We start from the raw sequence: 12432 nt of genomic DNA on the forward strand, positions 1-12432 counted from the left end.
CCCTCCTGGATGTCGTAAATGCATGATTCGAGTATAATGCGTCGGGCAGACGTCACCCCCTACGCGGCAGCCTTGATTGAAGGGTTGCGGGATGTTGGATATTCGCTTGAGACTGCTCTTTCAGACATTATTGACAATTCGATTACCGCAGCCGCGCGGCGCATACAAATTCTGACCGAGACTTTTTCTGACGAACCATTCATCGCGATTATCGACGATGGCGAGGGTATGACAGAGGATGAGCTGGTCGCCGCAATGCGCCCCGGGAGCAAGAACCCGCTGGCGACCCGGGATCAACCCGATCTCGGTCGTTTTGGTTTAGGCCTCAAGAGTGCAAGTTTTTCGCAATGTCGGCGGTTGACGGTGATTTCACGCAAGGCCGGAAAGTCGTCTGCCGCCGTCTGGGACCTTGACGACGTCGCGCAAAGAAATGAGTGGGCCGTTCAGCTGCCGAATGATCTATCCGCTATCCCGTGTGTGGACAGGCTGGCAGCGTCTGGCACGCTTGTTCTCTGGGAGAAGCTTGACCGCCTCACCGGGGGCTATTCCCAAGACGCAGCTAGGCGCGCCGAGGTGATCAATCAGCGACTGGCCGAATCCGAGCGGCACCTGCGTCTTGTCTTTCACCGCTTCATGGAAGAATCGAAGCCTCTTCGCATACTGTTGAATGGTCGGTTGCTTCGTCCCTTGGACCCGTTCGCCCGGCAAAACCCAGCGACCATAGCCGATCCGGAAGAAAAACTGACCTTCATACGTGGCGATGTAGGAATCCAGAGCTTCACGCTGCCGCACCACAAGCAAATGGCCAATTCAGGCTGGGAGGACATCGGCGGGCCGGAGGGCCATCTGAAATCCCAAGGGTTCTATCTCTATCGAGGCAGGCGACTGATTCTTCACGGCACTTGGTTCGGGCTGTGTCGTCAGTCGGAACTCACAAAGCTGTCGCGCGTGCGGATCGACATTCCGAACAGCATGGACGGGGACTGGAAGATCGACGTCAAGAAATCATCAGCCCAGCTACCGCCCGTGGTCAGGGATCGACTGAAAAAGGTTATCGAGCGTATCCTGGACGGATCAAAGCGGACTTACCGGAAGCGCGGGCAGAAGCTTGTCGATCACGAGCGTTTGCCGATGTGGCATCGGATTCAGGCCGATGGCCAGATACGCTATCGCCCGAACATCAATCATCCTGCATTTGCCCATTTTGCAGATAGTTTACCAGAGGGCTTCCGTCGTGGGTTCTTCAACTGCATTGCACTTGTAGGAGCATCACTTCCTGTCGAGACGCTGCATTCGGATATGGCGGGCGCAGCCGAGCAAATCAAAGCGGACATGGTGGATGAAGACACGCTGGTTCAGGCTGTTCAGGCGACTTTGTCCGTACTCATCGAGGCCAAGAAAGATATCAAGGACATCGTGTCGATGATGAAGGACGTGGACCCGTTCCGGTCTGCCTGGGATGATACCCAGCGGATCATCGCCGCAGTACTTGATGCGAAGGAGAATTCGTGACCCCAGTGCTAAGCAGCCTTGAAGGCATGACGTCGATGTACATGGCGTCCCAGAGCGCCGCGCACACGGGGCAATCCATTCGTGACATCATCTCGCAATTGTGCAGCACGCCTATGTTCGCGGGAAAGGTCACCGAAGCCGAAGCCGAAGACCTCGCCCGTTTGATCGAGGAAAAGTACGGGATCAGCATGGGGTTTGGAGCCATTGTCGATGCGGCGGACTTTCGACCGTGGCTGCACGACGCCAAGATCAATGGCGAGATCGGAGATTTCTATTGGGGGCGTTACCGGCAACTTCTGAACCTCAGGGGCCTACCGAAGGCGGTCATCGAGGCGACTGACGAGGTGACGGACCGGGTACTCGACCGGTTGGGCGACCCGCGCAACACAATGCCGTGGAGCCGAAGGGGCATGGTCGTTGGGCATGTCCAGAGCGGCAAGACCGCAAACTACACGGGGCTGATCTGCAAGGCAGCGGATGCTGGCTATCGGCTGATCGTGGTCATCGCGGGTATCCACAACAACCTGCGCAACCAGACACAAGCGCGGATCGACGAAGGCTTCATCGGCCGCGACACCGGGCGGCTGGCCCATACCAACAGGGCACAGCGCCAGAAGATCATCGGTGTGGGTACCTTCGATCAGCGAGAGTTTCCCGTTTCGCTGACCAATACGCTGCGCGATTTCAACAAGGCTACGGCCACCACAAACACCAGCCAGGTCGGCCAGTACAACGTGCCCGTTGTCTTGGTGATCAAGAAAAACTCGAGCACGCTAAAGAACCTTCTGGAATGGTTGAAAGAGCACTCCGTCCAACAGAGTACACAGATGGTGCAACAGCCAATGCTGCTGATCGATGACGAGGCTGACAACGCTTCGATCAATACGCGCTACGACAAGGACGAGGTGACGCGGATCAACAGCCAAATCCGTGAATTTCTTTCGCTATTCCATCGCAGCTGCTACGTCGGTTACACAGCGACCCCCATTGCCAACATATTCATCGACCCAGACACCGATGACGATGCTCTGAAGCAGGATCTGTTCCCGCGGCATTTCATCATCGGGCTAGATGCGCCGTCTAACTACTTCGGGGCGCAGAAGGTCTTCATCGACGCGCGTGATACGCATGTCAGGCTCATTGCGGACAATGAAGACGTACTGCCGATGAAGCACAAGATCGATCACCCGGCCGATGCGTTGCCCCCCAGCCTAATCAAGGCTGTCCGCACCTTCATTGTGGCGCGAGCAATCCGCAATTTGCGCGGTCACCAGGCGGCACATGCTTCAATGCTGATCAACGCCTCTCGGTTCACCGACGTGCAGGGACGGCTCAGATCGCAGGTAAGCGATCTTGTCGCGCGGATCCGCGATGCGGTTGCCGTGGATGGCGGTAAAGGCGGCACGGCGCTGAAGAACCCCGAAATCGCTGCCTTGCGTGCGGTGTGGGAGCAAGAGTTTGCCGACGCTGCTGGGGCGAATTGGTCAGGGACCCAGTCACGGCTCCATGAAGTTCTAATTGCAGCAAAAGTGGTGGAGGTGAATGCTTCCAAACGGTCCTCCCCGCTCGACTACGATCAAGGGGGCGAGCATGGCGTCACAGTCATTGCGGTGGGCGGCTTTTCCCTGTCGCGTGGGCTGACATTGGAAGGGCTGACGGTCAGCTACTTCCTTCGCAACTCGATGATGTATGACACCCTGATGCAGATGGGCCGCTGGTTCGGCTACCGACCCGGATATGAGGACCTCTGCCGCGTCTGGATGCCGGCCGATGGCGTCGGCTGGTACGCCCATATCCACGAAGCGATGGATGACTTGCAGGCGCAGCTGAAGCGGATGGAATTGGCTAAGGCCACGCCGGAACAATTTGGTCTGGCTGTGCGCAGTCATCCCGAGGCGCTAATTGTTACGGCGCGCAACAAGATGGGCACCGGGAAGGCTTTGCCGGTCAAGGTAGGCCTCGCCGAGAGCCTGATCGAAACGACACGCATTCGTCTGGATCCAGAGCAACTGAAAAAGAACATGGTGGCAGGTGAATCATTGGTCAAATCGCTCTCTCGGGGCGGCTATTCAGCCGAGCCGCGGCCGCGTGGCTTCCTGTTCAGGGCCGTGGATGTCGAACTGATCCGCTCTCTCCTGCTATCTTTTCGCGCTGACCCGGCCGATCCGCTGACTGATCCAAGGCTGATCAATGACTATATCGACGCGCGTGCGCAAACCGAGCTAGGCAAATGGGATGTGTTCCTGCCCAGTGCCCAGCGGGATGAATTTGCAGCAGTTGATCTGGCGGGGCTACTCCTCGTTCCATTCGAAAGATCTGTTGATCCTGGCAATTTCGCGAAAGGTGTCTTGGCAATCAGCGGTTCAAGCCGTCGCATAGGTTCGGAACAGGACGAGCGGGAAGGTCTTACCACGGATCAGATCAGCGCGGCGATCGAGACATATCGGGAATCCCGCGCTGACAAGAAACTGCCAACGACGCTTTCACCCCGGATTTTCCGGCAGGTCAAAGGACGCCGCCCGTTGCTAGTCATGCGTTTGGTCCGACCGAAGATCGGGGAACAGGAAGGCAAATCTCTGCACGCAGAAGATGTTCTGACTTGGGGAATGTCATTCCCATCAAGTGACATCGAAGGCGGCACTGTCGAGTACGTCGTCAACACCATCAGGATGCGCGAGATGTTCGGCGAAGAAGAACAGGAAACGGAGGCCGACGGTGATCCCGAATGATACGCCATGGTCGGGGCTGGAGGCCGGGAAGGTCGACACGCGCCGGGTCGATGCGAAGGCTAAGTGGAACTTCTTCTGGGCGGTGATGCCTCGGGCCGATGTCGCCCTAGTTCTCCAATTGAAGGAATTGCCGAAGCCGGCTCCTGATCTGCCAAACCTCAAGAACCTCGAATTCAGGTTTCAGACCTTGCCGGGAGGCCCGATCCTTTACATCCGGCTGAAGGATAATGCCCAGCTTGAACTGTTCGAGACGCTGTGCCGGGATGTCGTTGCAGCGGGCGAACAGGCGGATGCCGAGCCCGAAGTGCTGGAGCGTGCAATCGGCCGGACTTTCCGTTGGCACTACCTTATGCGGGGCGGAAGGGCCGAGGCTCTTTCCGAAGACGCGCAGAAAGGCCTGATTGGCGAGTTGGAGGTCCTGAGATGGGTGATTGCCGGACTTGGCCCGAAGGCAGCGCTGACTGCCTGGACTGGTCCTTCCGGAGCGCCAAAGGATTTTGAATTGAAATCCGACTGCATCGAGGTCAAGGCGCGACGGGGTGCCTCGCAGCCCTACGTGAAGATATCAAGTGAACATCAACTTGCCGATGTTGCGGATCGGCGACTCTGGCTTGCGGTACTGGCCGTGGACAACGTGCAAAGGCCGCATGGCAAGACATTGACCGAGTTTGTCGCTGCGATAACCAGCATTCTGGAGATCTTGGAACCGTCGAGCATTCTGGACTGGGATCTCCATCTTGCAGATGCCGGGTTCGATCATCTGCATGATTACTCACCATGGCGGTGGATCGTCTCGGCCCCAGATTTCCATGCGGTGACGACCGACTTTCCGCGCCTCGCGGCGCCCGTTCCGCTAGGCGTATCAAACGTTACCTATGCGCTGTCGCTTGCGGCTTGCGCGCCATACCTCACCGAAACGAAGGCCGTCGAGGCAAAATTGTTCGAGAATCCCGCCCATGACAATGCTTGACGACTATCACCAGAACCTGATGGCCGATATCCGGCGCGAGGCTGACGCCAGTGGTGTCATGATGGTCGAGGCCTTCTTCGACCGAATGGCTGAACGGTTGACAGAAGCGGGCGAGTTGGAAGTGGCGGATCGAGCGTTCTACCAGAATGGCGAAGGCGGGCAGAAACTACGGATCGACGGCTATGCCGGGGACCCCCGTGATTGCGAGGGCGTGCTGGGCCTGATCGTCTGTGACTTCGACGAGTCCGACGATGTCAGAACCTTCGGAAAGGCAGATGCTCCGACCATCCTCAATCCGTTGATCCGCTTCCTCAAAAAGGCGCGGACCGAAGAATTTCGGGATTCGTTAAACGAAGTCAGTGCCGCCTTTCAGGCTTCGGACTTGATCATCACGACCTGGTCTCACATTACCAAGGTCAAGCTGATCCTGATCTCAAATCGGCAATACATCGGCCGTGATGATGCGGTAAAGCTGGCAGACGCCGGCGACGTTCCAATCACCTACTCGGTCTGGGACCTTGCTCGGTTCGAGCGCTTCGACCGTTCCGGTCAGGCGCGCGAAGATATGGTCATCGACTTCGCGAAGGACTTCGGCGGACCGCTGCCGGCTCTGAAGGCGTCGCAGGCGGGGGCGGCACTGGAAAGCTATCTGATGATCGTGCCGGGGCAGCAGCTTGCCGACATCTACGACAAATGGGGCGCGCGACTGCTGGAGGCGAATGTCCGGTCGTTCCTTCAGGCTCGGGCCAAGACCAACAAGGGCATCCAGACCACGATCAGGACGGAGCCGGAATTGTTCTTCCCCTACAACAACGGGCTATCTGCCACGGCCAATGATGTGACCTGCATCCAGACGGCGGAAGGGCTGGCTGTGGCCTCGATCAGCAACCTGCAGATCGTCAACGGGGCACAGACCACCGGATCGATTCATGGCGGGCTGAGGACCGCCAAGGACCAGCTTCCTCAGGTCTTTGTACAGATGAAGCTGACCGTGGTGCCGCCCGACAGGTCCGAAGAAATCGTCCCGAAGATATCGGAATACGCCAACACCCAAAACAAGGTAAACGCCGCAGATTTCTTCTCGAATCATCCGTTCCACGTCCAATTGGAACAGTTCTCGCGCAGCGTGATCTTCGCCCCGAAAGAGGGCGAAAGACATGACAGCAAGTGGTTCTACGAGCGTTCGCGTGGACAATACATAAATGCCCGAGTCAAACTTACAGCCGCGCAGCAGAAAAAGTTTGATCTGGAATTTCCAAAGGCGCAGCTTTTCAGCAAGACCGATCTTGCAAAGTTCGAGTTTTCGGCCACTGGGCGCCCCCATGTGGTCTCGAAGGGTGCCCAGAAGAACTTTGCGGAATTCGCAAAGGAGATCGGCGATGCGTGGAGCAAGAGCGACGTCAAGTATGATGAACTCTGGTTCAAGCGGTTGATTTCCAAAGCATTGATCTTTCGCCAGCTGGAGTCCCAAGTCCCAAAACAGACATGGTACGAGGGTGGCTATCGCGCAAATATCGTAACTTACGCCATGGCCAAGGTCTTTCATGATGCCAACGGCGAAAAGCAGGTTCTAGACCTTGACGTCATCTGGCGACGGCAGTCGATGCCCGAACCGCTGGTTCGGGCATCGTTGATCGCGGCTGCTGAAGCGCACGAAGTCATCACGCACCCGCCCCAAGGCGTGCGAAACATGTCGGAATGGGCAAAACAACAAGCCTGCTGGAACGGCTTGAAGTCACGAAAGCTGGTTTACGATGAAGATTTCGACAGTTGCCTTACACCGATCGACGAAGCCAGAACCACTGCACGCGAGGCGCGCAGCAACAAGGTTCTGACTGCAGGAATAAACGCCCAGGCAGAGGTCGTGACATTGGGAGGCAAATTTTGGAATGCCGCCCTTGGTTGGGGTCGCGAACGCAAACGCCTGACCCCCAACGAGCTGCAAGTCTTGCAGATTTGCTCGTCCATCCCGCGGCGATTGCCAACCGACGTTCAATCGAAGCAGGCGCTGGCTGTCTTGGAGCGGATGAAGGGCCAAGGCTTCGGAGACAAATAGACCACTATCATATCCAATCGACCAATTAGACCATCAGTCTAGTCTTAGTCTAATGCAACGCGGCGGGGCCGGGCCGGTAACCCTTCCTGAGTTCCAACCGTGCTACGACACTCCTTTCGGGACCCACGCGATAGCCACATGGCAGAACTGGCGCACCCGACAGGATTCGAACCTGTGACCTCTGCCTTCGGAGGGCAGCGCTCTATCCAGCTGAGCTACGGGTGCCTTCAGGATCGACGATCCGGAAAACGAACCAGCCGGGTAACCGGCCAGCCACGGCTTCTTAGCGGAAGCCGGCGCGGGCTTCAACGGGCAAGTGGCAGGCGGCAGGGCTGCGAACTCGGAATAACGCATTTTTCGGATTCCACGGTGGCCCACGATCTGGAGCCTGCCCATGCAAACCTGCGGTTTGTCGGAGCTATGAAGAATGGCGCCGCAGCCTGAAATGAAAAACCCGCCTCGGCGGGCGGGCGCAAATCAGCACTATGAATAAATTCCTAGCATAGTTGCCGTCACCTGTCAAGGTGAAACCGCCGATCAAGAGCTCGCCCCCGTCACTGCCGAACCTCACCCTCACTGCTCCCCAGCATACAGAAGCCGTGTCGTCGTGTTCGACGCCGGCGACAGGTTGCGCTGGATCAGCGCCTCGACGTGGTCGTTGCGCTGGCGCGCGCTGTCGGCGCCCATCACCACCAGGATGAGCCGGCGGCCGTCGGCATCGTAGGAGGTGACAATGTTAAAGCCTGAGGCCCTGATAAAGCCTGTCTTGATGCCGTTGACGCCGCGGACGCGGCCGAGCATGTCGTTGTGGCCGCGCACCAGCCTGCCGCGGAACATGAAATCGCTTTCGGAGAAATAGTGAAAATGCTGCGGGAAGCGGGCGCGCAGCGCCGTGCCGAGCACCGCCATGTCGCGCGCCGTCGTCAGCTGGCCGGCGTCCGGCAGGCCCGACGCGTTGCGGAAGACAGTGCTGCGCATGCCGATCTGGCGCGCTTTGGCCGTCATCATCGCGGCAAACGCCTGTTCGCTGCCGCCGAGATATTCGGCGACGGCGACCGCCACGTCATTGGCCGATTTGACGGTGATCGCCCGGATCGCCGATTCGACATCGATCGTCTCGCCGCGCCTGAAGCGCAGCTTGGTCGGCGGCTGCCTGGCGGCGTTGTCCGAGACCGGGATCAGCGTCGTCTTGCTGACGCGGCCCTGCTCCAGCGCCTCGAACAGCAGGTAGAGCGTCATCATCTTGGTCAGCGACGCCGGATAGCGCGGCGCCGTCGAATTGGCCTCGAACAGCGTCTTGCCGCTGCTGCCGTCGATGACGACAGCCGCATATTTCTGCGCCGGCGCCGGCACCGCCAGCATGGTCTCCGTCGGCGTCGTCGCGCAGCCGGCAACGAGCAGCAGCGCAAACGCCGCGACAAATTTTTTGATGAGCGGGAAGTGGCGCGGTTTGGACATTCTGAAGGTAAGCTGTTGCTGAGACGAGTGGGAAACTAGCCTAACCCAATGGTGCCGTCCATTTGGTTAATGCCGGTGTTCACGGCAATCGCTTCGGGTTTGAAATCACCCTGCTCCTGGCGTTGGCGCCGCCCCTCACCTGCCTGCCGGCATCCTCTCCCCGTATAGTGACGGGGAGAGGGACGCTGGCATCGATGGTTTCGCCAATCACCAGCGTTCGCAAGAAGTGGCGCCGGCTTTGCGGCCAGCCCCTCTCCCCGTCACTATACGGGGAGAAATGCCCGGCAGGGCAATGAGGGGCAGCGCCGACGATCGACAATTGAGCTCCACATGGAGTTCCGGCCTGACATGAAATGCCCATCACCCAGCTTGCGCAACCGGCACCGAGCGGGTTTGCTGGCGCCGGCAGAATCAGCAGGTGCGCCATGGATACGCTGACGATCAAGGCAAAGGGCATTTCGGTAACGGTCGATCTCACCGTCGGCCATCTCGCCGACATGACGGTCGATATCGACGGCCGCCGGCTAAAACCGCTGCATCGCGCGCCGTGGATCGACGAGCCGCGCGAGACGCTGCCGCCAGACCTGCCCGCGGGCACCGTTCGCCTGTCCGGCGATTTTTTATGCGCGCCGTTTTCGCGCAGCGATGTCGAGGAAGCGCCCTTGCACGGCTGGCCGGCCAACAGCCGCTGGGAAGTCGTCGCCTCCGCGGCGACTGCCGATGGCTGGCGGGCGATTTTCAGGCTGCAGCACAAGGTCATGGGCGCGACGGTCGACAAGATACTCACCCTGCGCGATGACCATCCCTTTCTCTATCAGGAGCATGTTTTTTCCGGCGGTTCGGGCGGCATTTCCGTCGCCCATCATCCGATGACGGTGATGAAGGACGGCGGCAGGCTGGCCTTCTCGCCGAAGCGATTTGCGGCAACGCCGGACGACCCGCTGGAGCCTGATCCGGCCCGCGGCCGTTTCCGCTTCGCCTATCCCGCGCGTTCCACCGACCTGACGCGCTTTCCCGCCGCCGATGGCGGCACGCTCGACCTGACCGACTATCGCATCGACCAGAGCCGAGAGGATTTCGTCACGCTGGTCGAGGCCGACCATGGCAGACCGGGCTGGACCGCGCTGGCGCGAAAGGCGGAAGCCGATCTCGTTATGGTGCTGAAGAACCCGGCCGAACTGCCGGTCACCATGCTGTGGATCAGCAATGGCGGGCGCGACTACGCGCCGTGGAGCGGCCGCCATCGCAGCGTGCTCGGCATCGAGGACGGCCGCACCGCACTCGGCCACGCCGCGTCGCTGGGCGACAACTGGCTGAAGCGGGAAGGGGTGGCAACCGCCTTTGCCCTTGGCGAAGGCGGCAACGTCTCGTTCCGCCACGTCATCGGCGCACTGCCCTTAATGGACGGCGAGCCGCCGCGCGATATCACCACCACGCAGGGGCGCATGCGCCTCATGGCGGCCGACGGTACGACGCGGGATGTCGCTTTCGACGGCGATTTCCTGCGGATCGGCCGATCCGTGCCCGCCTGATTGGGCTGTGTCGGGGGCGGCGCTTCGGTTGGAGTTAGCCCTCCTATTGCGAGCGTTGGCGCTGCCCCCTCACCCGGATTGCCAACCGAATTGCAAAGGGCAATTCGGGGCAATCCGACCTCTCCCCGAGGGGAGAGGAGATCGCCAGCGCCGACGCCTCTCTCTTCTCCCCAATGGGGAGAAGGTGGCCGCGAAGCGGCCGGATGAGGGGGCAGCGGCGCCGACCTCGACAATTGGTCGATCTTCAATAATCCCGCGTTTGAAAATCCCGCCAACTATCGCCAAGATGCGATCGAAAAACACCCAGCCAGAAAGGCTCCGATGTCCGAGATCGCCCACCTCGCCGCCACCATCTTCAAGCGCGCCGGCAAGGCGCGGCGCTTTGTCGTTGCCATTGCCGGTCCTCCGGGCGCCGGCAAGTCGACGCTGTCGGCCCGCCTGCATGAGCTGCTGCCGGAAGGCGCGGCCGAAATCGTGCCGATGGATGGCTTCCACTACGACGATATCGTGCTCGAGCGGCGCGGCCTGCGCGCGCGAAAAGGCGCTCCGGAGACCTTTGATTTTGCCGGCTTCGAAATCTTGCTGAAGCGCATCCGCGCTGCCGAGCCCGACATCGCCATTCCGGTGTTCGACCGCAGCATGGAGCTGTCTCGCGCGGCCGCTTCGATCATCGCCGCCGACACCAAGTTCATCCTGGTCGAAGGCAATTATTTGCTGCTTGACGAGGAACCGTGGTCGCGGCTGGCGCCGCTGTTCGATTTCTCTGTTTTCGTCGATGTGCCGCGCGCCGAGCTCGAGCGCCGGCTGCTCGAGCGATGGCACGAGCATGGCCGCTCCGACGAGGACGCCCGCGCCTGGATCGCCTCCAACGACATGCCCAACATCGACCGTGTGCTTGCCCGCCGCCGCCCCGCCGATCTGGTGATCGGCGATCACGCCTGATTTGCAAGGGCCAGCCGCGCCTGGAACCTTAGGACTTTCCGGCCGTTGTGTCAGATACGGCAATGATGCTGACATGAGGAAGACTGTCCGATGGCTACTCCGATGGCAACCAAGGCAAGAAAGCCTGCGCCCGGCAAGGGCAGGGCAACTCGATCCAGGGCAACTGGATCCAAGGCTACTGAATCGAAGGCAACTGAATCGAAGACCGGCGCTGGCCCGGCCGTCGCCGCCCGCTCCAAGGATGCAAAACCCAGTTTCGGCAAGGCAGCACCGAAGAAGGTGACGCCGACCGCAGCCAAGGCCTCGGCAAAACCGGCCAGGTCGAGGAAGTCGGCAAGTGGCGGCTCGATGGCAGATAGCGCAATGCGCACGGTCAAGACGACGGCCAATGTGGCGGCCGGCGCGGTTGTCGCCACCGCCAGGGGCGCTGCGTCCCTCGCCGCTTCCGTCATGGGCAAGGGCGGCTCGAAACCCAAAACCAAGGCAAAATAGCCGGTTTTCGGCGCCTGCGCCGATGCGCTAGCCCCGGGCAGGGATAGCAAGACCCCTTTGCACCGGCGGCCGGGCAAGGCCGCGCTCCAGCCATGCCGCGACATGGGGAAAATCGTCGAAGCCGACAAGTTCCCTTGCCTCGTAAAAACCGATCAGATTGCGTACCCAGCCCAGCATCGAGATATCGGCGATGGTGTAATCGTCGTCCATGATCCAGCTGCGGCCCGTCAGCCTCGTCTCGAGCACACCGATCAGCCGCCGTGATTCGTCGCGATAGCGCGCCAGCGGCCGCTTGTCGGCGATTTCGCGTCCGGCGAATTTGTGGAAGAAGCCGACCTGCCCGAACATCGGCCCGATCGAGGCCATCTGGAAGAACACCCACTGGATCGTTTCGTAACGCCGCGCCGGGTCGGCCGGGATCAGCCGGCCGGTCTTGTCGGTGAGGTAGAGCAGGATGGCGCCGGATTCGAACAGCCCGATCGGCTTGCCGCCCGGGCCGTCCGGATCGATCATCGCCGGGATCTTGCCGTTCGGGTTCAGCGACAGGAATTCCGGCGTCCAGCTCTCGTCCTTGCCGATGTTCACCGCATGCGCCTCGTAGGGCAGGCCGAGTTCCTCCAGTGCGATCGACACTTTTACCCCGTTCGGCGTCGGGAACGAATAGAGCTGGATGCGGTCGGGATGGCTGGCCGGCCAGCGCGTGGCGATCGGAAAGGCGGACAGGTCGGTCATCGAAACTCC

General features: G+C 60.2%; 10 protein-coding genes and 1 tRNA gene. 7 read left to right on the top strand and 4 right to left on the bottom strand.

Translation table 11 applies throughout. From position 1 onward, the window contains the following. Positions 1 to 36: 36 nt before the first annotated feature. From AC0L2Z_RS03845 to AC0L2Z_RS03860, 4 genes are read left to right on the top strand one after another with little or no spacing between them, the layout of a single operon-like run. The gene (locus tag AC0L2Z_RS03845; protein ID WP_473626769.1) at positions 37 to 1512 is read left to right on the top strand and encodes an ATP-binding protein; all 1476 of its coding nucleotides are present in this window, start codon (positions 37 to 39) and stop codon (positions 1510 to 1512) included. Then, positions 1509 to 4241, top strand: a complete 2733-nt coding sequence (locus AC0L2Z_RS03850) for a Z1 domain-containing protein (protein WP_473626771.1) — start codon at positions 1509 to 1511, stop codon at positions 4239 to 4241. The genes AC0L2Z_RS03845 and AC0L2Z_RS03850 overlap by 4 nt, the downstream gene beginning before the upstream one ends. Next, positions 4228 to 5211, top strand: coding sequence for a PD-(D/E)XK motif protein (locus AC0L2Z_RS03855; protein WP_473626772.1), 984 nt, complete (start codon positions 4228 to 4230; stop codon positions 5209 to 5211). The genes AC0L2Z_RS03850 and AC0L2Z_RS03855 overlap by 14 nt, the downstream gene beginning before the upstream one ends. Further along, positions 5198 to 7267 (top strand): AIPR family protein, encoded by a 2070-nt coding sequence (locus AC0L2Z_RS03860; protein WP_473626773.1) that lies wholly within the window; start codon positions 5198 to 5200, stop codon positions 7265 to 7267. Before AC0L2Z_RS03855 ends, AC0L2Z_RS03860 begins: the two co-directional genes overlap by 14 nt. 148 nt (positions 7268 to 7415) lie before the next feature. On the opposite strand, the gene AC0L2Z_RS03865 is transcribed toward AC0L2Z_RS03860, so the two are convergent. Then, positions 7416 to 7492: transfer RNA gene (locus tag AC0L2Z_RS03865), tRNA-Arg, on the bottom strand. Between the two features lie 348 nt (positions 7493 to 7840). After that, on the bottom strand, positions 7841 to 8725 hold the full coding sequence (locus AC0L2Z_RS03870) for a D-alanyl-D-alanine carboxypeptidase family protein (RefSeq protein WP_473626775.1): 885 nt from the start codon (positions 8723 to 8725) through the stop codon (positions 7841 to 7843). Positions 8726 to 9150: 425 nt separating this feature from the next. Between AC0L2Z_RS03870 and AC0L2Z_RS03875 the strand changes: the two genes are divergently transcribed. Continuing rightward, positions 9151 to 10257, top strand: a complete 1107-nt coding sequence (locus AC0L2Z_RS03875) for a hypothetical protein (RefSeq protein WP_473626776.1) — start codon at positions 9151 to 9153, stop codon at positions 10255 to 10257. 321 nt (positions 10258 to 10578) lie between these two features. Continuing rightward, a complete protein-coding gene (locus AC0L2Z_RS03880) occupies positions 10579 to 11199 on the top strand; it encodes a nucleoside triphosphate hydrolase (protein WP_473626777.1) in 621 nt (206 codons plus the stop codon). A 50-nt stretch (positions 11200 to 11249) separates the two neighbouring features. On the opposite strand, the gene AC0L2Z_RS03885 is transcribed toward AC0L2Z_RS03880, so the two are convergent. Beyond that, entirely contained in the window at positions 11250 to 11576 is a 327-nt protein-coding gene (locus AC0L2Z_RS03885; protein ID WP_473626778.1) for a hypothetical protein, read from the bottom strand. Here AC0L2Z_RS03885 and AC0L2Z_RS03890 point away from each other — a divergent pair. Next, entirely contained in the window at positions 11563 to 11691 is a 129-nt protein-coding gene (locus AC0L2Z_RS03890; RefSeq protein ID WP_473626779.1) for a hypothetical protein, read from the top strand. The genes AC0L2Z_RS03885 and AC0L2Z_RS03890 overlap by 14 nt on opposite strands. 27 nt (positions 11692 to 11718) lie before the next feature. Here the strand turns inward: AC0L2Z_RS03890 and AC0L2Z_RS03895 are convergent, their stop codons facing one another. Then, positions 11719 to 12423: a glutathione S-transferase family protein gene (locus AC0L2Z_RS03895; RefSeq protein WP_473626780.1), complete on the bottom strand. Its 705-nt coding sequence runs from the start codon at positions 12421 to 12423 to the stop codon at positions 11719 to 11721. Between the last annotated feature and the right edge of the window lie 9 nt (positions 12424 to 12432).

The organism is Mesorhizobium sp. WSM4850 (assembly GCF_055811735.1).

Excerpts from the sequence above, each read along its gene's own strand:
- AC0L2Z_RS03860 (WP_473626773.1), top strand. The coding sequence starts at position 5,198 with ATGACAATGCTTGACGACTATCACCAGAACCTGATGGCCGATATCCGG.
- AC0L2Z_RS03890 (WP_473626779.1), top strand. The coding sequence starts at position 11,563 with ATGCGCACGGTCAAGACGACGGCCAATGTGGCGGCCGGCGCGGTTGTC.
- AC0L2Z_RS03870 (WP_473626775.1), bottom strand. The coding sequence starts at position 8,725 with ATGTCCAAACCGCGCCACTTCCCGCTCATCAAAAAATTTGTCGCGGCG.
- AC0L2Z_RS03875 (WP_473626776.1), top strand. The coding sequence starts at position 9,151 with ATGGATACGCTGACGATCAAGGCAAAGGGCATTTCGGTAACGGTCGAT.
- AC0L2Z_RS03845 (WP_473626769.1), top strand. The coding sequence starts at position 37 with ATGCGTCGGGCAGACGTCACCCCCTACGCGGCAGCCTTGATTGAAGGG.
- AC0L2Z_RS03895 (WP_473626780.1), bottom strand. The coding sequence starts at position 12,423 with ATGACCGACCTGTCCGCCTTTCCGATCGCCACGCGCTGGCCGGCCAGC.
- AC0L2Z_RS03880 (WP_473626777.1), top strand. The coding sequence starts at position 10,579 with ATGTCCGAGATCGCCCACCTCGCCGCCACCATCTTCAAGCGCGCCGGC.